We start from the raw sequence: 21681 nt of genomic DNA, 5'->3' as shown, positions 1-21681 counted from the left end.
ACTGACGGACAGGAGCCATCGTGCGATCCATCTGGAACGGGGCCATCTCCTTCGGCCTGGTCAGCATCCCGATCAAGCTGGTGAACGCCACCGAGAACCACTCGGTCTCCTTCCGCCAGATCCACACCGCCGACGGCGGCCGTATCCGCTACCGGAAGGTCTGCGAGCTGGACGGCGAGGAGCTGACAGCCGACGAGATCGGCAAGGCGTACGAGGTCGACGACGGCTCCATGATCCCGATCACCGATGAGGACCTGGCCGCACTGCCGCTGCCGACCGCGAAGACGATCGACATCGTGGCGTTCGTACCGCTGGACTCGATCGACCCGTTGCAGATGGGTGCGGCCTACTACCTCGTCGCCGGCGGGCCCACAGCCGCGAAGCCGTACACCCTGCTGCGCGAGGCGCTCAAGCGCAGCCGCCGGGTCGCCATCGCCAAGTTCGCGCTGCGCGGGCGGGAGCGGCTGGGGATGCTGCGGGTCGTCGGCGACGCCATCGCGATGCACGGCCTGCTCTGGCCGGACGAGATCAGGTCGTACGAAGGGGCTGCCCCGGAAACCTCCGTCACGGTGCGCGACGCCGAACTCGACCTGGCCGACACCCTGATGGACACCCTGGGCGAGGTCGAGATGGACTCGCTGCACGACGACTACCGGGAGGCGGTCGAGGAGCTGATCGCCGCGAAGACGTCCGGCGAGGAGACACCCGCCCAGCCCGCGGCGGACGCAGGTGCGGGCAAGGTCATCGACCTGATGTCGGCGCTGGAGAAGAGCGTGCGGGCGGCCAAGTCCTCGCGTGGCGATGAGGGCGAGGAGGGCGAAGGCGGAGCAGAGGCCGGGGCCGGGGAGGGCGCCGAGGTCCGGGAGCTGCGGCCGGGTGGGAAGCGGAAGGCGGACGCGGAGAGCGGGGGCGAGGGTACGCAAGCCTCGTCAGGGTCCACCAAGTCCGCCCCGAAGAAGGGCACTTCGGGCCGGGCGGCCCCGAAGAAGACCGCTGCGAAGAAAACTGCGGCGAAGAAGGCCACGGCGAAGAAGGCCACGGCGAAGAAGGCCACGGCGAAGAAGACCGCAGCGAAGAAGAGTTCAACGGGCAGGACGTCGGCCAGGAGCGGTACGTCCAAGAAGACGGCAGCAGGCAGCGAGGCATCGGGGACGCGCGGAAAGAAGCGCGCATCGGCGTGACATCTGGCGCCATAAGGCCGCTGATGTCCGCCGGTCTGAAGCCCTGGCTCGTCAAGAGCAGCCCGGACAAGGCGGCGGCGTGGGAACGGCTCTTGGCTCGTGATCATGGGCTGCTGCGTGGTCCTGGCCATGCTCGTCCGCGGCGCCATCGCGGCGGGCCCGATGGGGAGGCTGGTGGCGGCGGAAGTGACCGCCCGCTCTGCCAAGTCTGCGGATGCCAAGCATGTGGCCTGAGTCATAAATAGAATATGTGTACGGTTTGCGGCAGGGTCGTGCGCCCAGCGCCCGCGCCCCCGTCGCGTCCCTGGAGCGCCGGATCGCACACCACCTGACGTGCTTCTTCACTGGAGGCTCCGGATTTCGCGCCCGCGCACCGCCGCCCGTGACTCCTGGGGTGCGAGGGGTGGAGGAGGGCGTACCCCCAGTCCTGTCGGCGGATCTTCCCGCCGCCCCGAAATGTGGATGCCGCCTACAAGAGTTAGATTGCTTGCGTCAACTAACGACCCGTGTCCACCGGTGTCGGCGGGCAGGGGTGCGCGCAGAGGGGAACGTGCATCGTGGGCATGACCGGTCGAATACCCATACCCGCAGAGTCGTCGCCCCCGGCCGGACCGGGGGAGCGCTACAAGTGGATCGCGCTGTCGAACACCACGCTCGGCGTACTGATGGTGATGATCAATCAGTCGATCGTGCTGATCGCGCTTCCGGACATCTTCCGCGGCATTCACCTTGACCCGCTGGACTCGGCGAACACCAGCTATCTGCTCTGGATGCTGATGGGCTTCATGGTGGTCACCGCGGTGCTGGTGGTCACCTTCGGCAGGCTCGGCGACATGTTCGGCCGGGTCCGTATGTACAACCTCGGCTTCGCCGCCTTCACGCTCTGCTCCATCATGCTCTCGGTCACCTGGATGGACGGCAGCGCGGGCGCGCTCTGGCTCATCGGCTGGCGCATCGCGCAGGGGGTCGGCGGTGCGCTGCTCTTCGCGAACTCCACGGCGATCCTGACCGACGCGTTCCCGGCCAACCAGCGCGGTACGGCGCTGGGCATCAACTCCATCGCCGCGATCGCCGGTTCGTTCCTCGGGCTGATCCTGGGCGGTGTGCTGGCTCCGGTGAACTGGAAGATGATCTTCCTGGTATCGGTGCCGTTCGGCGTCTTCGGCACCATCTGGGCCTATGTGAAGCTGCACGACACCGGGGTGCGGGCCAAGGCGCGCATGGACTGGTGGGGCAATGTCACGTTCGCCGTCGGGCTGATCTCGGTGCTGGTCGGCATCACGTACGGCATCCAGCCCTACGGCGGCAGCACCATGGGCTGGCTCAACCCGTGGGTGCAGGCCGCGCTGATCGGCGGGGTGGCCGTGCTGGGGGTGTTCGTCTGGATCGAGACGCGGGTGGCCGAGCCGCTCTTCCGGCTCTCGCTCTTCCGCCTGCGGGCCTTCACCGCGGGCAACATCGCCAGCCTGCTGACCGCGCTGGGGCGCGGCGGCCTCCAGTTCATGCTCATCATCTGGCTGCAGGGGATCTGGCTGCCCCTGCGCGGCTACAGCTTCGAGCAGACCCCCCTCTGGGCGGGCATCTACATGATCCCGCTGACCGTCGGCTTCCTGCTGTCGGCCCCGCTCTCGGGCTGGCTGTCCGACCGGCTCGGGGCGCGGCCCTTCACGGTCGGCGGTGCGCTGCTCACCGCGGTGAGCTTCCTGGCGCTGATGACGCTGCCCACCGACTTCCACTACTGGATCTTCGCGCTGCTGCTGGTGGTCAACGGCGTCGGCTCCGGCCTCTTCGCCTCACCGAACCGGGCCGAGATCATGAACTCCGTCCCCGCCGATTCCCGCGGCGCCGGATCCGGGATGACCGCGACGTTCCAGAACTCCGCGATGGTCCTGTCGATCGGTATCTTCTTCAGCCTGATGATCGCGGGCCTCTCGCACACCCTGCCGAGCGCGATGCACGACGGTCTGGTGTCGCAGGGCGTCCCCGGCGCCGAGGCCACCCAGGTGTCCCAACTCCCGCCGATCGCCGTCCTGTTCGCCGCCTTCCTCGGCTACAACCCCCTCCAGCAGCTCCTCGGGGACCAGCTGACCAAGCTGCCGGACGGCGGCAAGCACCTCACCAGCAAGGAGTTCTTCCCGCATCTGATTTCCGGCCCCTTCCACCAGGGCCTGGTCATCGCCTTCTGGTTCGCGGTGGCGGCCTGCCTGGTGGCCGCGCTCTCGTCGCTGCTGACGGGCAGGGTGGGCCGCAAGCACCGAGTGCTGTCGCCGGAGTCGCTGGGCTCCGAGATGGCCGGTGTCTCCGGAGGCGCGGGCCTGGGCCTGAGCGAGCCGGTCGTACCGGACGGGGAGGGCGTCCACCCGGCGGATCCGGGACGAGGGGCCGCCTCGGCGGGACGCAGCGGTACGCCGCGCACTTAGCCGACAGCCGACAGCCGACAGCCGACAGCCGGGGGCCCGCTCGACGACCGGGCCCCCGGCGAACCGCAGGGCGGCTGTCGCGGCAACCGCAGGACGGCTGCCGCGGAGCGATCCCTACGATGTCAGTCACCGGCCGAACTGGGGGGCCGGGAACGGGAGATCGGGGGGAACCATGGGATCCAAGTGGCGCGGGGAAGGCCCGGACATCGGGGAGCAGCACGGCTGGAACGTGCTGGACGACCACCTGCTGTACACCTGCGGCGTGGTGCACGACGTCGCAGCGGGCCGTATCGGCGAGCGCGCGCCGATTCCCACCAGGGCGCGGCTGCACCAGGGCGAACTGTCCCTGGCGGTGGGCCCGGCCGCCCGCTCGACCTGGCGGGCCCTGGGCAACGGCTCGTACGTGAACAGCAGCACGGTCGCGTTCGGCTCGGCCTCCTTCGTGATCGGCAGCATGGTCGGTTCGGCGGTGGGCAACGCGGCCCGCAGGAACAGGGCGATCTCCGACGCGCAGCCCCGCTGGCTGCCGGACGGCCCCGGCGAACTCACGGTCACCGACCGCCGCGCGGTCTTCGGCCAGCAGCAGAACCCGCTCGATCTGGGCTGGACGGGCCTGGACTCGGTGGAGCTGATAGCGCCCGAGATCGTCCAGTGCAGCTTCCAGGACACGTACGGCAAGGGCTATATGACCGTACAACTGCACACGCTCTGGGCCTCGTTGGTCTTCGTCCTGGCCGCACGCACCGCCTTTCCCGCGCACCCCCGGCTGCTCCAGGGCGACTGGCTGCCCCCGGGCTTCGAAGCACGCTGCGCGGCCATGGGGCGGCACTGCCCGCAGGTCCGGTGAGTGGCGGCTGGGAGGCGCTCCAGGTGGTCGAGGGGGTCACGCGCGAGGGGCTCCCGCAGTAGCGTCTGTCGGCATGGTGGATCTCGACGAGCGGTACGGCGAGGGCTGGTGCGTCACCCTGGCCCGGCGCCCGGTGACGGAGACCCTCGCGCTCATGGGGGTGGAGCCCGGCAGCCAGGGCGATGTGGACGCCCTCGACGGCGAAGGCGCGGAAGCCGACCCGCCCGCGCGGCTGACCGCCCGCGCGTTGCCCGGCGGGTGGTCGCTGGTGGTGGAGACCTCCGGCATGACGGGCTGGGCCGGCACCCGCAGCGAGGTGCTGGAGGCGCTGTCGGCCGCCGGCGGCGCGGCCTGCTCGCTCACGGCCGGCCCGGGGCAGGACGAGGTCCTGTACGCGGAGGACGGCCGGATGCTCATCTGGTTCGAGCCGGTCACCGCGAGTCTGGCCGGCGAGGGCGCGGACCGTTTCCGGGGCCCCCTGGAGCGGGCCGGGTTCCTGCCGGACGCCGACGGACGCCTCGACGCCGCCCTGGAACCACTCCCGGGGTCGCAGCTCCTGGTGATCGCGGTGGAGATCGTCGCAGGTCTCCGGCTCACGGCCGAGGCGTTCGAAGGCCCTTGGCGGGGCGGCGTATCGGAACTCTGACCTTTTCGGTCAACTTCCCCCGTGCGGAGGCGGCTTGCTCCCCGGGATGCGTACCGGCCCACGTGTGCCTTCATCAAGCCTTCACTTGACATGCTCACGACCTAACTGACTCAACCGGCTGTTGCCGCACCCCGACCCGAGTGCTAGCCCCTGCACCGGCCTCTCCGCCGCGCCTAACGTGCCCCATGACTCAGCACCAGCTTCTGGTCAGTACATGGGGGAACACATGAGACACCGGAACCGCCGTCACTTACTCCGATCGGCAGGGGCGGCGCTCGCCGCCGGGGTGCTGATCGGGGTGACTCCCACGACGAGTTCGGCCGCACCGGCTCCGGACGCCGGACATCGGTCCCGTACGGACGCATCGGCATCGGCGTCGGCATCGCCGTCAACACCGGCCGCGCCATCGGCCGACCAGGCCGTCACCGTGAACGTCGGTATCTCCGCCGCGGACCTGGACCGCCTCCACAAGGGCGGGAAGCCGAAGGGGGGCCTCAAGACCGTTCCGCTCTCCTCGCCCCGGAGCGCACTCCCGAAGGAGACGTTCCAGCAGGCGGCCCAGGCCGCTCGCGCCCGGATCAGGAGCCAGGTCTCCAGCCGGCTCACCGACGTACCGCCGTCGTCCACGCCTCCGGCACCGATCAAGGACGACCCGAACGCGGAACTCCTGGCCAAGTGCCTCGACGGCAGCGAAAGCGGCGCGTACGGCCACTACATCAACCGGTACGCCTTCTGCCTGAGCCAGCGCGTGACCGTGCGGTACTACGTCATCCACTCGGACGCGCCGCCGGAGTACCACGCGACGACCCGTTTCACGTACCAGCTCTTCGCTCAGGGCGACAACCACTACCGGCACATCCGGGTCTGGGGCCGTATGAAGCAGGGCTCAGCCGACTACGACTGGCCCTGGTGGGACGACCTGTGGCAGACCCCGAAGATCGTGCAGCTCTCCATGTCGGGGGAGTGCGACGGGGCGGAGCTGGAGTGCAGCGGCACTTCGGGAACAGTGACGCTGCCGTTCAACGTCTGGGACCACGACCCGGCCTGGTACCACTTCGACATCGCGGACTCGTCCGACACCTACGGTTCGGCGCAGGGCCGCGACAAGATCGCGTACCACCGCTGGTTCCTTCAGTTCACCTCGCAGGGCGAGGGGTACAGCACGCTGGTGCCCGGCCGCGGGGCGGCCACCCGGATGCGCTGCGACTCGGCGACGTACATCTCGGCGGGTCAGCAGAGCTCCTGCCTCTTCTCCGATTCGCTGCCGGTGCTCAACTACTACGCGACGCCCGGCTCCCCGACCGAGATGGTCGCCAAGCACATCGGGGATGCCCAGTACCACCCCGAAACCACGTACCCGCTCACGGCTCCGCCCGGTACACCGAACCCACCCGCCAAGCAGATTCCCGGCGGCGTACTGAACGCGCCGCTGCACCGCATCAAGAACACCGACGCCGGCTGGAAGGACAACCAGCGCCACAAGGACATGGCCTGCACCGACACGGGTGACTACAAGGGCCTGGGGCTGCCACCGGACAAGCGGCCGGACAAGACCAAGCAGGAGCAGTGCGACGAGTATCCCTTCCGGGCCACACTCGAAGGTGCGGCGAACCCGAACTGGGACTTCTCGGTACGAGCCGTGCCCCGCTCCGACAACGCGAGCGCGGGAAGCCGCCTGAAGCTCTACTACCTCCACGAGCGGATCCTGTCCTGGGACCCGACGCTGCCTGACCCCGCCGACTCCAACGACTGGTACTGGGTCAACATCAACTACTAGACGTCGACCCCTGGACGTCGGCTACTGGGCATCGACCACGGAGCCCGGCAGTGCGCAAAAAAGGCTCTGGCCAGCATTTCTGCTGGCCAGAGCCTGATTCCGGAAGTGCCCCCGGCAGGATTCGAACCTGCGCACCCGGCTCCGGAGGCCGATGCTCTATCCCCTGAGCTACGGGGGCGTTGTCGCTGCGTTAAGCGGCGACGGGTAGAACCCTACCAGCTCAGCGGGGGTGACCATGAACAACTTTGTGCGGCGGCCGGCGTTCGGTTCCCGCACGGGGTGGAAGTGGTCAAAACCCGGACGCGGTGGTGGCCGTGGTTCTACGCTCGTGGGTGTGTCAGGCACGTACGGCAGGGTGCTCGTTGTCGACGACAACAAGGTCATCCGGCAGTTGATCAGGGTCAATCTCGAACTGGAGGGCTTCGAGGTCGTGACCGCGGCCGACGGTGCCGAATGTCTGGAAGTCGTCCACCGGGTCTCCCCCGATGTGATCACCCTCGACGTCGTCATGCCGCGTCTCGACGGTCTGCGCACCGCCGCCCGGCTCCGTGCCGACCCGCGGACCAGCCGGCTGCCCCTCGCGATCATCAGCGCGTGCTCGCACCAGGAAGTGGAGAGCGGGCTCGCCTCCGGCGTCGACGCCTTTCTGGCCAAACCCTTCGAGCCCGCCGAGCTCGTCCGGCTCGTGAACCGGCTGATGTGCCAGCGGTCGCACGCCGGCCGGCAGGACCGGAGCAACCCCGGCGGCAGCAGGCCCGCAGGGTGGGCCGGGAGCACCCTCGGCTGACCGGATGGCGAAACCGGTTCGCGGAGTGGCCCCCCCTCTCCCATACGCTGGACCTGTGACCCCAGCCGAGCTCTCCTGTACCGTCGCGCGCGCCGTGCGCCGCGCGGTCGACGAGGGTGCCCTGTCCGTGCCCGTCCCCGAGCGGGTCAGAGTCGAGCGGCCCAGGCCCGGCGGGCGCGGCGACTACGCGACCAGTGCGGCGCTCCAGCTGGCGGGCCCCGCCGGGATGGCACCCCGCGCGGTGGCCGAGGCCCTGCGGCAGCGGATCGCCGGTACCCGGGGGATCGAACGGGTCGAGATCACGGGGCCCGGCTTTCTGAACTTCACGCTGGTGCCGGACGGCTCCGGCACGGTCGTACGCACCGTCCTCGCGGAGGGTGCCCGGTACGGGACGGGCGGAAGGGGGACGGAGCCGGACCACGCGGCTGCCCCGGCCGGCCCGGCCCCCAGGACGCCCGCGGCCGACCACCCGCGCCTCGACGCCGCCCGCTGGGGCGCCCTCTTCGGCGGCGGTGGTGATGAGCTGCTGGCGCGGCGCGAGAGCAATCCGCTGTTCCGGGTGCAGTACGCCCACGCCCGCAGCCGCGCCCTGCTCCGCAACGCCCGCGACCTCGGCTTCCGTGCCGCGTACGGGACCGAGTACGACGCGGCCTGCGAGCGGGGCCGCGAGGCCGCGGCGCTGGTCGCCGCCCTCGCCGACTACCCCGCGGCCGTCGAATCCGCGACCGGCCCCGGCAGGACCACCCCCACGACCCCTGCCACCCCCGCGTCCTTCGGTGCGGGTCACCGGATCGCACGGCAGCTCGTCGTGGTCGCCGATGCCTTTCTGGCGTTCCATGTCGCGGTGCTCCCCGTCGGGGACGAGAAACCCTCGGCCGCCCACCGCTCCCGGCTCGCCCTCACCGAGGCCGCCGGGACGGTGCTGGCAGGCGGCCTGTCCCTGCTCGGTATCAGCGCACCCGAACACATCTGAAAGAGCGAAGAGATGAGCCGTTCCGCACACCCCGCAGGCCCCCGGCACGCCGATGTCTACACCGAGGGCCACTACTCCGCCCCCGCCGAAGACCTCAACTCCCTGGACGAGAAGGTCTGGTCGCGTACGGTCGGCCGTAACGCGGACGGTGTCGTCACCGTCGGCGGCATCGAAGTGACCCGGCTGGCCGAGGAGTTCGGCACCCCCGCCTACTTCCTCGACGAGGCCGACTTCCGGGCCAGGTGCCGGGCCTGGGCCGACGCCTTCGGGCCGGACGCGGACGTGTTCTACGCGGGCAAGGCCTTCCTCTCGCGCGCCGTCGTGAAGTGGCTCCGGGAAGAGGGGCTCAACCTCGACGTCTGCTCCGGTGGCGAGCTGGCCACCGCGCTCGCCGCGGGGATGCCCGCCGCGCGTATCGCCTTCCACGGCAACAACAAGACCACCGAGGAGATCGAGCGGGCCGTCGAGGCCGGAGTCGGCCGTATCGTGCTCGACTCGTTCCAGGAGATCGTCCGGGTCGCCCACATCGCGCAGAGCCGCGGACTGCGCCAGCGGGTCCAGATCCGGGTGACGGTCGGCGTCGAGGCGCACACCCACGAGTTCATCGCCACCGCCCACGAGGACCAGAAGTTCGGCATCGCACTCGCCGACGGTATGGCCGCCGAAGCCGTCCGCAGGGCGCTCAAGCTCGACGGGCTCGAACTCATCGGCATCCACTCGCACATCGGCTCGCAGATCTTCGACATGGCGGGCTTCGAGGTCTCCGCGCGCCGGGTCGTGCAGCTCCTCGCCGAGGTGCGCGACGAACACGGCGTGGAGCTTCCCGAGATCGACCTCGGCGGCGGTCTCGGTATCGCGTACACCTCGGAGGACGACCCCCGCGAGCCGCAGGAGATCGCCAAGGCGCTCGGCGAGATCGTCACCCGCGAGTGCGAGGCGGCCGGTCTCGCCACCCCGCGCATCTCCGTCGAGCCGGGTCGCGCCATCGTCGGGCCCACGGCCTTCACGCTGTACGAGGTCGGGACCATCAAGCCGCTCGAAGGGCTGCGCACCTACGTCAGTGTCGACGGCGGGATGTCCGACAACATCCGTACGGCCCTCTACGACGCCGAGTACAGCGTGGCCCTGGTCTCCCGCACCTCCACCGCCGAGCCGATGCTCGCCCGGGTGGTCGGCAAGCACTGTGAGAGTGGCGACATCGTGGTCAAGGACGCGTTCCTGCCCGCGGACCTCGCGCCGGGCGATCTGCTCGCCGTCCCGGCCACCGGCGCGTACTGCCGCGCCATGGCGAGCAACTACAACCACGCGCTGCGCCCGCCCGTCGTGGCCGTCAGGGACGGCGAGGCCCGGGTGATCGTCCGGCGTGAGACGGAGGAAGATCTCCTGCGCCTCGATGTCGGCTAGTGAAATAGTCATCTCAGAATCCGGACGGGGGACAGAAACCCCCGTCCGGTGAGTGAGACTGGTCCAACCGTAGAAGTATGAGAAGTGAGGTCGGATGATGCGTACGCGTCCGCTGAAGGTGGCGCTGCTGGGCTGTGGAGTCGTCGGCTCAGAGGTGGCGCGCATCATGACGACGCACGCCGACGACCTCGCGGCGCGCATCGGCGCCCCCGTCGAGCTCGCCGGTGTGGCCGTCCGCCGCCCCTCCAAGGTCCGTGAGGGCATCGACCCCTCGCTCATCACCACGGACGCGATGGCCCTGGTCAAACGCGGGGACATCGACGTCGTGATCGAGGTCATCGGTGGCATCGAGCCCGCCCGTACGCTGATCGCCGCCGCCTTCGAGCACGGCGCGAGCGTCGTCTCGGCCAACAAGGCGCTGCTCGCCAAGGACGGCGCCGCACTGCACGCGATCGCACAGGGGCACAGCAGGGACCTCTACTACGAGGCCGCCGTCGCCGGCGCGATCCCGCTCGTACGCCCGCTGCGCGAATCGCTCGCCGGCGACAAGGTCAACCGCGTCCTGGGCATCGTCAACGGCACCACCAACTTCATCCTCGACAAGATGGACACCACCGGCGCCGGCTACTCGGAGGCGCTGGACGAGGCCACCGCGCTCGGTTACGCCGAGGCCGACCCGACGGCCGACGTCGAGGGGTTCGACGCGGCGGCCAAGGCCGCGATCCTCGCCGGAATCGCCTTCCACACGCGCGTACGTCTTGACGACGTCCACCGCGAGGGCCTCACCGAGGTCACCGCGGCCGACATCGCGTCCGCCAAGCGCATGGGCTGCACCGTCAAGCTGCTCGCCATCTGTGAGCGCGCCGCGGACGGCAAGTCCGTCACCGCCCGGGTCCACCCCGCGATGATCCCGCTCAGCCACCCGCTGGCCTCGGTGCGCGAGGCGTACAACGCGGTGTTCGTCGAGGCCGAGGCCGCCGGGCAGCTGATGTTCTACGGCCCCGGCGCCGGCGGCTCACCCACCGCGTCCGCGGTACTCGGCGACCTGGTCGCGGTCTGCCGGAACAGGCTCAACGAAGCCACCGGGCCCGGCGAGTCGGCGTACACGATGCTGCCCGTGAGTCCCATGGGCGACGTCGTCACGCGCTACCACATCAGCCTCGACGTGGCCGACAAACCGGGTGTTCTCGCCCAGGTGGCCACGGTCTTCGCCGAGCAGGGCGTATCGATCGACACGGTACGTCAGAAGGGCCGAAATCCAGGCAGCGATGACGAAGTCACCATCGAACAGGGTGGCGGCGGGCGACGGGCGGGCGGAGGCGGCGAGGCATCCCTCGTCGTCGTCACCCACCGCGCGCCCGACGCCGCCCTTTCGGGGACCGTCGAGGCGCTGCGCAAGCTCGACACCGTGCTCGGTGTCGCCAGCATCATGCGTGTTGAAGGGGAGTAAGGACCCATGACCACCAAGGGCACCCACCAGTGGCGCGGCATCATCGAGGAGTACCGGGACCGCCTCCCGGTCACGAGCACGACGCCGGTCGTGACACTCCGTGAGGGCGGTACGCCGCTCGTCCCCGCGCAGGTCCTTTCCGAGCGCACCGGCTGCGAGGTGCACCTCAAGGTCGAGGGCGCCAACCCCACGGGGTCCTTCAAGGACCGGGGCATGACCATGGCGATCACCCACGCCAAGGAACAGGGCGCGCAGGCCGTCATCTGCGCCTCCACCGGCAACACCTCGGCCTCGGCCGCCGCCTATGCCGTACGGGCCGGAATGGTCTGCGCGGTCCTGGTGCCGCAGGGCAAGATCGCCCTCGGCAAGATGGGGCAGGCGCTGGTGCACGGCGCGAAGATCCTCCAGGTGGACGGTAACTTCGACGACTGCCTGACGCTGGCCCGCTCGCTCTCGGACAACTACCCGGTGGCACTGGTCAATTCGGTCAATCCGTCCCGTATCGAAGGCCAGAAGACCGGGGCCTTCGAGATCGTCGACGCGCTCGGCGACGCCCCCGACATCCATGTGCTGCCCGTCGGCAACGCCGGCAACATCACGGCGTACTGGAAGGGTTACAAGGAGTACGCGGCGGACGGCATGGCCACCCATACCCCCCGGATGTGGGGCTTCCAGGCCTCCGGCTCCGCCCCCATCGTGCGCGGCGAGATCGTCAAGGACCCCTCCACCATCGCCACGGCGATCCGGATCGGGAACCCGGCCTCCTGGCAGTTCGCGCTCGACGCGCGCGAGGAGTCGGGCGGCTTCATCGACGAGGTCACCGACCGTCAGATCCTCTCCGCGTACCGGCTGTTGGCCTCGCAGGAGGGTGTCTTCGTGGAGCCCGCGTCGGCCGCTTCGGTCGCCGGTCTGCTGAAGGCGGCCGAAGAGGGCAAGGTCGACCCCGGCCAGCGGATCGTCTGCACGGTCACCGGCAACGGCCTCAAGGACCCGGACTGGGCGGTCGCGGGAGCCCCGCAGCCGGTCACCGTGCCGGTCGACGCGGTGGTGGCCGCCGAGCGGCTGGGCCTGGTCCCGTAGCATCCGGCCCACCCGGGGCCCGTCCGTCAGGACCGGGCCCCGGGCTGTGCTCCGGGTGTGCCCCGGCTGTGCCCCTGAGCTGCCGCATCACCCGCAGGACGGGCTGTCCGGCGGCCCGGTCCGGCCTGGAGCGCATGGGTAGCGTGCGACACGCATCGTGCGCCTCCTGTGCGCCCTATGTCGCGACAGAACCTTCCTTCGATAAGCTGTAGGCAACCCACCCCGCCGCATGTGCCGCGGTGTTGCTGCTGTGATGGCCCGCAGGTGCCCGTTCGGCCTGTCGGGGTTGTCCGGTCCAGGGGCTCCGGGGGAGTGTTCTCCCGGTAAGCACAGCCGAGTTCCCCGTAACAATCCCGCGGTCGAAACCAGACACGCAGTCTCACAAGGAGAGTCGTCAGAGCGATGGCCGGTCCCGCGTTCCGTGCCGCCGCCGTCCGGGTGCGCACCCCTGCCACCAGCGCCAACCTCGGACCGGGCTTCGACGCCTTCGGTCTGTCGCTGGGGCTGTACGACGACGTGGTCGTCCGGGTCGCCGACACCGGGCTGCACGTCGACATCGCCGGCGAGGGCGCCGAGACGCTCCCGCGCGACGAGAGCCATCTGCTCGTACGGTCGCTGCGCACCGCCTTCGACCTGCTCGGCGGGCAGCCGCGCGGCCTCGAAGTCGTCTGCGCCAACCGCATCCCGCACGGCCGCGGCCTCGGCTCCTCATCCGCCGCCATCTGCGCCGGTATCGTCGCCGCCCGCGCCGTGACCATAGGCGGGGCCGAGAAACTCGACGACGAGGCCCTGCTCGAACTCGCCACCGAGATCGAGGGCCACCCCGACAACGTCGCCGCCTGCCTCCTCGGCGGCTTCACCCTGGCCTGGACCGACGGCGGAACCGCCCGCGCCATCAGGATGGATCCGGCGGACTCCATCGTTCCGGTGGTCTTCGTCCCCGGCAGGCCGGTGCTCACCGAGACGGCCCGGGGCCTCCTGCCGCGGTCCGTCCCCCATGTGGACGCGGCCGCCAACGCGGGCCGCGCGGCCCTGCTCGTAGAGGCGCTGACCAGGCGCCCCGAGCTGCTGCTGGCCGCCACAGAGGACCGACTCCACCAGGAGTACCGTGCTCCGGCGATGCCCGAGAGCGTGGCCCTGGTCAACCGACTGCGGGCGGACGGCGTCCCCGCGGTCATCTCCGGCGCGGGCCCCACGGTGCTCGCGCTGGTCGAGAACAGTGCGGCCGACAAGGTCGCACGCCTGGCCGGCGAAGGGTGGGCCGCCAACCGGCTGCCACTCGACGCCACCGGTACGAGCGTCCTGCCACTGGGTACCTAGACGCCGTCCGGTTGCCGGTGACGGAGAGGGGGAATATTTGTTGGACCCGGTAGTGTTAACCTCAAGTCTGCACTCGACGTCTTTGTGGCGCGGTGCTCAGTGTCCCCATCAGGGACCGCCTTTTCTTCCGGGAGCCTCCCCAACTGCCTGACAGCCTGCCTGAGCAGTTTCGAGCACGCTCCGGAACCGGCCTCTGCCGGACCCCATGCACGTCTTGCCCTCCGCCGTTTCCCGGCGGACCACCGCCCCGGCGTCGGTTCGCGATCAGTCAAGATCAGAACCGCAGTCGGACAGCACAACCGGTCGCCGAGCCAGACAGGCCGACGCCCGCTCCAGGGAAGGACCCTTCGTGAGCGACACCACCGATCTGATGGGCGTGACTGCCGACAACTCTGTCGAGGCCGCGTCCGCCGCCGGTGCTGCCACCGGCAGCACCGCACGGCGCCGCCGCTCCGGCACCGGCCTCGACGGCATGGTCCTGGCCGAGCTGCAGCAGGTCGCGTCCGGCCTCGGCATCAAGGGCACTGCGCGGATGCGTAAGAGCCAGTTGATCGAGGTCATCAAGGAGGCGCAGGCCGGTTCGTCCGCGCCGAAGAGCGCCAAGGCCGATGCAGGCGGCTCCGACGCGGCCGAAACCAAGCCGAAGCGCCGTGCCACTTCCAAGTCCCGTACGGGTGACGAGCCCGCGGCGGCCGGGAAGTCCGCTGCCCAGCAGCAGATCGACATCCCCGGCCAGCCCGCCAACGACGACCAGCCCGCCGGTGAGCGGCGCCGTCGCCGTGCCACCGCACAGGCCGGCAGCCCCGAGCCCGCGGCTTCCGCCGCCGAGACCAAGGCTGTCGGAACCAAGGCCGTCAAGACCGAGGCCGAGACGCAGTCCGTGGCCACCGGCGTGAAGACCGATGCTCCGGCTGACGCCAAGGACTCCAAGGAGGCCAAGGCGGAGGCGGCCACCGACACCGCCGAGGGCCGTCGCGGCGACCGCCAGGACCGCGGCCAGCGCGGTGACCGGCGTGAGCGTGGCGACCGCGGCGACCGCCAGGAGCGTGGCGACCGTCAGGACCGTGGCGAGCGCGGCGGCCGTGACCGCCGTGACCGCGGCGGCAAGGGCGACGACCAGCAGGGCGGCGGCCAGCGCGGCCAGCGCCAGGGCAGCCAGGGCAACGGCCCCCGCGCCGACGAGAACGAGGACGACTTCGACGGAGGCCGCCGCGGCCGCCGTGGCCGCTACCGCGACCGCCGTGGCCGTCGCGGTGAGCGTCAGGAGTTCGGTGACGCTCCGCAGGTCGCCGACGACGACGTCCTGATCCCCGTCGCGGGCATCCTGGACATCCTCGACAACTACGCGTTCATCCGGACCTCCGGCTACCTGCCGGGCCCCAACGACGTGTACGTCTCGCTCGCCCAGGTCCGTAAGAACGGCCTGCGCAAGGGCGACCACGTCACCGGGGCCGTACGCCAGCCCAAGGACGGCGAGCGCCGCGAGAAGTTCAACGCGCTCGTCCGCCTGGACTCGGCGAACGGCATGGCGGCCGAATCCGGCCGCGGGCGCCCGGAGTTCCAGAAGCTGACCCCGCTGTACCCGCAGGACCGGCTCCGTCTGGAGACCGACCCGGGTGTGCTGACGACCCGGATCATCGACCTGGTCGCGCCGATCGGCAAGGGCCAGCGCGGTCTGATCGTGGCCCCGCCGAAGACCGGTAAGACCATGATCATGCAGGCCATCGCCAACGCGATCACGGTCAACAACCCCGAGTGTCACCTGATGGTCGTCCTCGTCGACGAGCGTCCCGAAGAGGTCACCGACATGCAGCGGTCGGTGAAGGGCGAGGTCATCTCCTCGACCTTCGACCGGCCCGCCGAGGACCACACCACCGTCGCCGAGCTGGCCATCGAGCGCGCCAAGCGCCTCGTCGAGCTGGGGCACGACGTGGTCGTGCTGCTCGACTCGATCACCCGCCTGGGCCGTGCGTACAACCTGGCGGCCCCGGCCTCCGGGCGCATCCTCTCCGGTGGTGTCGACTCGACCGCCCTCTACCCGCCGAAGCGCTTCTTCGGTGCCGCGCGGAACATCGAGGACGGCGGCTCGCTGACCATCCTCGCCACCGCGCTGGTGGAGACCGGCTCGCGCATGGACGAGGTGATCTTCGAGGAGTTCAAGGGCACCGGCAACATGGAGCTCAAGCTCGACCGGAAGCTCGCCGACAAGCGCATCTTCCCCGCTGTGGACGTCGACCCGTCCGGTACGCGTAAGGAAGAGATCCTCCTCAACGCGGAGGAGCTCGCCATCGTCTGGAAGCTGCGCCGGGTGCTCCACGCGCTCGACTCGCAGCAGGCGATCGAGCTGCTGCTGGACAAGATGAAGAAGACCAAGTCGAACGCCGAGTTCCTGATGCAGATCGCCAAGACGACACCCTCGTCCGGCAACGGCAACGACTGACCTTCCGTCACGGAACGTCAACTGGCCCGCCACGTCACGGAAGTGACGCGGCGGGCCAGTCGCGTGAGGCGCCCCGTCCGCCCGCACGCCAGGTCTTCACGCACGGTCTCCACGCGCGGCCTCCACATACCGCTCACGTGCTGCTCACCCGCCTGTCGCACCGCTTCCCGGCCCGCAGAGATCTTCGCCACAGCGCACGCCCCGCACCGGCTCACGACAGCCTGCCGCACCGGAGAGAAAACCCCAGGTGAGGGCCGCTTTTACGCCGAGAACCCGGCTACCGTCCGTGACGCCGGGGCCGTGCAGGGGTCACAGCGCGTTGTGCAACTCTTTCGCGAGAAACGTCGTCTCACAAGTGATGACAGACCGCGCCTGAACTTCGGGACAGGGGGTAGCGGGACCACCGAGAGAGCTGGAGGGGACATGGGCGACCCGCAGAAGGGCAGCCGAATACGGGGCAGCGGCAAACGCCGCAAGGGGACCTCGTCGCGCCGTAAGGCGCTGGTGATCACGGCATGGGTCGCGGCCGGAGTGGTCGTGCTCGGCGGCGGTGGCCTCGGCTTCCTCTACTTCAAGCTCGACGGCAACCTCAAGAGCGTCGACATCAACGCCCAGCTCGGTGCCGACCGCCCGCACAACGTCGACAACGGTTCGATGGACATCCTGGTGCTCGGCTCCGACTCACGGGCCGGCGCCAACTCCAAGTACGGCAAGGACGAGGGCGGCGCGCGCTCGGACACCGCGATGGTCGTCCACGTGTACAAGGGCCACAAGAAGGCCAGCGTGGTCTCGATACCGCGCGACACCCTGGTCGACCGCCCCGACTGCACCACCTCCAAGGGCGCGGACGCCCCGGGAGCCAAGCAGGCGATGTTCAACACGGCGTACGAGAGCGGCGGCCCGGCCTGCGCGGTGAAGACCGTGGAGAAGATGTCCGGGATCCGGATGGACCACTATCTGGAGGTCGACTTCGCCGGCTTCCAGAAGCTGATCGACGACCTGGGCGGCGTACCGGTCACCACCAGCAAGGCGATCAACGACGACAAGAGCCATCTGCACCTGTCGGCGGGGTCCCACACCCTCAACGGGCAGGACGCGCTCGGTCTCGTACGGACCAGGCACGGCGTCGGCGACGGCAGCGACCTCGGGCGAATACAGCTTCAGCAGGCCTTCATCAAGGCGCTCATCACCCAGGTCAAGCACGTCGGGATCTTCAGCAGCCCCGACAAGCTCTACAGCCTCGCGGACACCGCGACCAAGACCGTCACCACCGACTCCGACATCAACTCCGTGAAGAGCCTGGCGTCCTTCGCCGACGGCCTCAAGGGCATCGGTGCGGGCTCCACGAAGATGGTGACGATGCCGGTCGAGTACGACCCGGCGGACCCCAACCGCGTCATCCCGCTGGAGGCCGAGTCCCAGCAGGTGTGGGCCGCGCTGAAGCACGACAAGCCGATTCCGGCCTCCGCGACCAAGGGCTCCGCGGGCGACAAGGGCGAGGCGGGCAAGGTCGTCACGGGCTCGTGAGCAGCCGGGCGGGCCGGGTGACGCGGCGGCGGGCGGAATAGATCCGGTCCACCCCGGGTTCACCGACTGTCCGAAATTTTGACGGGCGGGCCACTCCTGGCAGACTGGTCCGCTGGCCCCGGTTCACGTACGGACAATTCCGCCCGCACGACCCGGCGCCCTCCCGAAACTAGGAGTCACCTTGAAGCGCGACATCCACCCCGAGTACCACGAGACCCAGGTCAGCTGCACCTGCGGTGCCTCGTTCACCACTTACAGCACCCTCGCCGAGGGCACCATCCGTGCCGAGGTCTGCTCCGAGTGCCACCCGTTCTACACGGGCAAGCAGAAGATCCTCGACACCGGTGGCCGTGTGGCCCGCTTCGAGGCCCGCTTCGGCAAGAAGGCCGCGGACTCCGCCGCCAAGTAGCGAGCTACTGCGCCGGTCCACGGACGCTCCTTCCCGGAGCGCCCGGACCGGCGCTTTTGCCGTCCTGGAAGCGCCCTTCTTGACGTACGAAAGCAGGAAACCCCCGATGTTCGAGGCGGTCGAGGAACTGATCGGCGAGCACGCCGGTCTTGAGGAACAGCTCGCCGACCCGTCGGTCCACGCCGACCAGGCCAACGCGCGCAGGCTCAACAAGCGCTACGCCGAGCTGACCCCGATCGTCTCCACGTACCGTTCCTGGAAGCAGACCGGGGAGGACATCGAGACGGCGCGTGAACTCTCCTACGACGACCCGGAGTTCGCAGCCGAGGTCAAGGTGCTCGACAAGCAGCTCGACGCGCTGACCGAGAAGCTCCGGCTGCTCCTGGTGCCGCGCGACCCCAGCGACGACAAGGACGTGCTCCTCGAGGTCAAGGCGGGCGCGGGCGGTGACGAGTCCGCGCTGTTCGCGGGCGACCTGCTGCGGATGTATCTGCGCTACGCGGAACGCGTCGGCTGGAAGACCGAGATCATCGACGCCACCGAGTCCGAGCTGGGCGGCTACAAGGACGTCCAGGTCGCGGTGAAGACCAAGGGCGGCAACGGCGCGACCGAGCCCGGCCAGGGCGTCTGGGCGCGGCTGAAGTACGAGGGCGGTGTGCACCGGGTGCAGCGCGTGCCCTCCACCGAGTCGCAGGGCCGCATCCACACCTCGGCCGCCGGTGTGCTCGTCACGCCCGAGGCCGAGGAGGTCGATGTCGAGATCCACTCCAACGACCTCCGGATCGACGTCTACCGCTCGTCGGGCCCCGGCGGGCAGTCGGTCAACACCACCGACTCCGCGGTGCGCATCACCCACCTGCCGACCGGTGTCGTCGCCTCCTGCCAGAACGAGAAGAGCCAGCTCCAGAACAAGGAGCAGGCCATGCGTATCCTGCGTTCCCGGCTGCTCGCCGCCGCGCAGGAGGCCGCCGAGCAGGAAGCGTCCGACGTGCGCCGCAGCCAGGTCCGTACCGTCGACAGGTCCGAGAAGATCCGGACGTACAACTTCCCCGAAAACCGGATCTCCGACCACCGCGTCGGCTTCAAGGCGTACAACTTGGACCAGGTGCTCGACGGCGACCTGGACGCAGTGATCCAGGCGTGTGTGGACGCGGACTCCGCGGCCAAGCTCGCCGCCGCCCAGTAGTAGCCGGCCCGTACTGGAGAACCGCATGAACCTGCTGCTTGCCGAGGTGGCCCAGGCCACCCAGCGGCTGGCCGACGCCGGCGTGCCCTCCCCGCGCTTCGACGCGGAGGAGCTCGCCGCCTTTGTGCACGGTGTCAAGCGGGGCGAGCTCCACAACGTCAAGGACGCGGACTTCGACGCCCGCTACTGGGAGACCATCGCCCGCCGCGAGGCCCGCGAACCGCTCCAGCACATCACAGGGCGTGCCTTCTTCCGCTATCTGGAACTCCAGGTCGGACCGGGGGTGTTCGTGCCCCGCCCGGAGACCGAGTCGGTCGTCGGCTGGGCCATAGACGCCGTACGCGCGATGGACGTCGTGGAACCGCTGATCGTCGACCTCTGCACGGGCTCCGGCGCCATCGCGCTGGCCATGGCCCAGGAGGTGCCGCGCTCGCGCGTGCACGCCGTGGAGCTGTCCGACGACGCGCTGCGCTGGACCCGCAGGAACGCCGAGGGGTCCAGGGTCACCGTCCACCAGGGCGACGCCTTCAGCGCCCTGCCCGAACTCGACGGCCAGGTCGACCTGGTCATCTCCAACCCGCCGTACATCCCGCTCACCGAGTGGGAGTACGTCGCACCAGAGGCCCGTGACCACGACCCGGAGATGGCCCTCTTCTCCGGCGAGGACGGCCTCGACACGATCCGCGGTATCGAGCGCACCGCCCACCGTCTCCTCGTGCCCGGCGGCGTCGTCGTCATCGAGCACGCCGACACCCAGGGCGGCCAGGTCCCGTGGATCTTCACCGAGGAACGGGGCTGGGCCGACGCGGCCGACCACCCCGACCTGAACAACCGGCCCCGGTTCGCCACGGCCCGCAAGGCCCTGCCGTGACCATCGCAGGACCGGTTCCGCACCAGATTTCTCAGGCTCAGGCTTTGCTCAGGGAGGCTCGCTAAATGGCACGGCGATACGACACCAACGATGCGACCGACCGCACCACCGGTCTGCGTGAAGCCGCGTCCGCCGTCCGCCGGGGCGAGCTCGTCGTACTTCCGACGGACACCGTGTACGGCATCGGCGCGGACGCCTTCAGCTCCGAGGGCGTCGCCGATCTGCTGGACGCCAAGGGGCGCGGCCGCAATATGCCCAGCCCTGTCCTCATCGGCTCCCCGAACACCCTGCACGGCCTGGTCACGGACTTCTCCGAGCAGGCCTGGGAGCTGGTCGACGCGTTCTGGCCGGGCGCGCTGACGCTCGTCGCCAAGCACCAGCCGTCGCTGCAGTGGGACCTCGGGGACACCCGCGGGACCGTCGCCGTACGGATGCCGCTGCACCCGGTCGCCATCGAGCTGCTCACGGAGGTCGGCCCGATGGCCGTCTCCAGTGCCAACCTGACCGGCCACCCGGCGCCGGAGGACTGCGACGCGGCCCAGGAGATGCTCGGCGACTCCGTCTCCGTCTACCTGGACGGCGGCCCCACCCCCGGCAACATCCCGTCGTCCATCGTCGACGTCACCGGCACGGTCCCCGTCCTGCTCCGTGCGGGCGCGCTCTCCGCCGAGGAACTGCGCAAGGTGGTACCTGACCTTGAGGTGGCCAATTGACAGCCCCTGAGGGGCGTGGCATAGGCGCGTCCGCCTCCGGCGGCACGTTCAGGATCCTCCACGTCAGTACCGGCAACGTCTGCCGCTCGCCGATCACCGAGCGGCTGACCCGCCATGCCCTGTCGGACCGCCTGGGCACCGGGCTCGCCGACGGCCTGATCGTGGAGTCCGCCGGCACCTGGGGCCACGAGGGCGCCCCGATGGAGGCCAACGCGGCGACCGTGCTCGCGGACTACGGCGCGGACGCCGGGGGCTTCCTCGGCCGCGAACTGCTGGACGACCACGTGATCCGCGCCGATCTGGTCCTCACCGCGACCCGCGACCACCGGGCACAAGTCATCTCGATGGGTCACTCGGCGGGGCTGCGGACCTTCACGCTGAAGGAGTTCACCCGGCTGGTGCGGGCCATAGACCCGGCGACGCTGCCGGACCCGCTCGACGAGGGCGTGGTGGAGCGGGCGCGGGCGCTGGTCCGGGCCGCTGCCGCGCTGCGGGGGTGGCTGCTGGCGCCGACCGTCGAGGCGGACGAGGTGAACGACCCGTACGGGGCGCCGATCACGTTCTTCCGCTCGATCGGTGACGAGATCAACCAGGCGCTGGACCCGGTGGTCACGGCGCTCACGGGGGTCGCGGCGCCGCACTGAGCGCGC

The 21681-nt window shown here is 70.0% G+C and carries 18 protein-coding genes and 1 tRNA gene; 18 read left to right on the top strand and 1 reads right to left on the bottom strand.

Annotation, left to right across the window (positions count from 1 at the left end):
• Window positions 1–20 precede the first annotated feature (20 nt).
• The 5 genes from OG210_RS06925 to OG210_RS06905 all read left to right on the top strand — a co-directional run bounded on the left by OG210_RS06925 (window position 21) and on the right by OG210_RS06905 (window position 6871).
• Window positions 21–1181, top strand: a complete 1161-nt coding sequence (locus OG210_RS06925; RefSeq protein WP_371535310.1) for a Ku protein — start codon at window positions 21–23, stop codon at window positions 1179–1181.
• A 563-nt stretch (window positions 1182–1744) separates the two neighbouring features.
• Entirely contained in the window at window positions 1745–3601 is a 1857-nt protein-coding gene (locus OG210_RS06920; RefSeq protein ID WP_328331435.1) for an MFS transporter, read from the top strand.
• Between the two features lie 172 nt (window positions 3602–3773).
• Window positions 3774–4448, top strand: a complete 675-nt coding sequence (locus OG210_RS06915; protein ID WP_371535307.1) for a hypothetical protein — start codon at window positions 3774–3776, stop codon at window positions 4446–4448.
• Window positions 4449–4521: 73 nt separating this feature from the next.
• The gene (locus tag OG210_RS06910; RefSeq protein WP_328331439.1) at window positions 4522–5094 is read left to right on the top strand and encodes a DUF6461 domain-containing protein; all 573 of its coding nucleotides are present in this window, start codon (window positions 4522–4524) and stop codon (window positions 5092–5094) included.
• Window positions 5095–5392: 298 nt separating this feature from the next.
• Entirely contained in the window at window positions 5393–6871 is a 1479-nt protein-coding gene (locus OG210_RS06905; protein WP_328331441.1) for a hypothetical protein, read from the top strand.
• 106 nt (window positions 6872–6977) lie between these two features.
• Here OG210_RS06905 and OG210_RS06900 read toward each other — a convergent pair.
• Window positions 6978–7049, bottom strand: a tRNA-Arg gene (locus OG210_RS06900).
• 156 nt (window positions 7050–7205) lie between these two features.
• Between OG210_RS06900 and OG210_RS06895 the strand changes: the two genes are divergently transcribed.
• The 13 genes from OG210_RS06895 (at window position 7206) to OG210_RS06835 (ending at window position 21675) form a co-directional block, all read left to right on the top strand.
• Entirely contained in the window at window positions 7206–7658 is a 453-nt protein-coding gene (locus tag OG210_RS06895; protein WP_328331443.1) for a response regulator, read from the top strand.
• 55 nt (window positions 7659–7713) lie between these two features.
• Window positions 7714–8631: a DALR anticodon-binding domain-containing protein gene (locus tag OG210_RS06890; RefSeq protein ID WP_328331445.1), complete on the top strand. Its 918-nt coding sequence runs from the start codon at window positions 7714–7716 to the stop codon at window positions 8629–8631.
• A gap of 12 nt (window positions 8632–8643) precedes the next feature.
• Complete coding sequence (gene lysA, locus OG210_RS06885) at window positions 8644–10035, top strand: diaminopimelate decarboxylase (RefSeq protein WP_328331447.1); 1392 nt, start codon at window positions 8644–8646, stop codon at window positions 10033–10035.
• A gap of 94 nt (window positions 10036–10129) precedes the next feature.
• The gene (locus tag OG210_RS06880; RefSeq protein WP_328331449.1) at window positions 10130–11485 is read left to right on the top strand and encodes a homoserine dehydrogenase; all 1356 of its coding nucleotides are present in this window, start codon (window positions 10130–10132) and stop codon (window positions 11483–11485) included.
• A 6-nt stretch (window positions 11486–11491) separates the two neighbouring features.
• Window positions 11492–12565: a threonine synthase gene (thrC, locus tag OG210_RS06875; RefSeq protein WP_328331451.1), complete on the top strand. Its 1074-nt coding sequence runs from the start codon at window positions 11492–11494 to the stop codon at window positions 12563–12565.
• A gap of 402 nt (window positions 12566–12967) precedes the next feature.
• A complete protein-coding gene (gene thrB, locus OG210_RS06870; RefSeq protein WP_328331453.1) occupies window positions 12968–13885 on the top strand; it encodes a homoserine kinase in 918 nt (305 codons plus the stop codon).
• 349 nt (window positions 13886–14234) lie between these two features.
• On the top strand, window positions 14235–16325 hold the full coding sequence (rho, locus tag OG210_RS06865; protein WP_371535302.1) for a transcription termination factor Rho: 2091 nt from the start codon (window positions 14235–14237) through the stop codon (window positions 16323–16325).
• Between the two features lie 423 nt (window positions 16326–16748).
• Window positions 16749–17852, top strand: a complete 1104-nt coding sequence (locus OG210_RS06860; RefSeq protein WP_328331457.1) for an LCP family protein — start codon at window positions 16749–16751, stop codon at window positions 17850–17852.
• A gap of 181 nt (window positions 17853–18033) precedes the next feature.
• A complete protein-coding gene (gene rpmE, locus OG210_RS06855; protein WP_327295230.1) occupies window positions 18034–18261 on the top strand; it encodes a 50S ribosomal protein L31 in 228 nt (75 codons plus the stop codon).
• 106 nt (window positions 18262–18367) lie between these two features.
• On the top strand, window positions 18368–19447 hold the full coding sequence (prfA, locus tag OG210_RS06850) for a peptide chain release factor 1 (RefSeq protein ID WP_371535299.1): 1080 nt from the start codon (window positions 18368–18370) through the stop codon (window positions 19445–19447).
• A 25-nt stretch (window positions 19448–19472) separates the two neighbouring features.
• Complete coding sequence (prmC, locus tag OG210_RS06845) at window positions 19473–20318, top strand: peptide chain release factor N(5)-glutamine methyltransferase (protein WP_328331461.1); 846 nt, start codon at window positions 19473–19475, stop codon at window positions 20316–20318.
• A gap of 65 nt (window positions 20319–20383) precedes the next feature.
• Window positions 20384–21031 (top strand): L-threonylcarbamoyladenylate synthase, encoded by a 648-nt coding sequence (locus OG210_RS06840; protein ID WP_328331463.1) that lies wholly within the window; start codon window positions 20384–20386, stop codon window positions 21029–21031.
• Window positions 21028–21675 (top strand): protein-tyrosine-phosphatase, encoded by a 648-nt coding sequence (locus tag OG210_RS06835; RefSeq protein ID WP_327295226.1) that lies wholly within the window; start codon window positions 21028–21030, stop codon window positions 21673–21675. The genes OG210_RS06840 and OG210_RS06835 overlap by 4 nt, the downstream gene beginning before the upstream one ends.
• Window positions 21676–21681 lie beyond the last annotated feature (6 nt).

Origin of the sequence: Streptomyces sp. NBC_00466 (genome assembly GCF_041433995.1) — a bacterium.
In the GTDB taxonomy this organism is placed as follows: domain Bacteria; phylum Actinomycetota; class Actinomycetes; order Streptomycetales; family Streptomycetaceae; genus Streptomyces.
The sequence above is the reverse complement of the archived record's forward strand: the minus strand, read 5'-3'. Positions and strand labels throughout refer to the sequence as shown.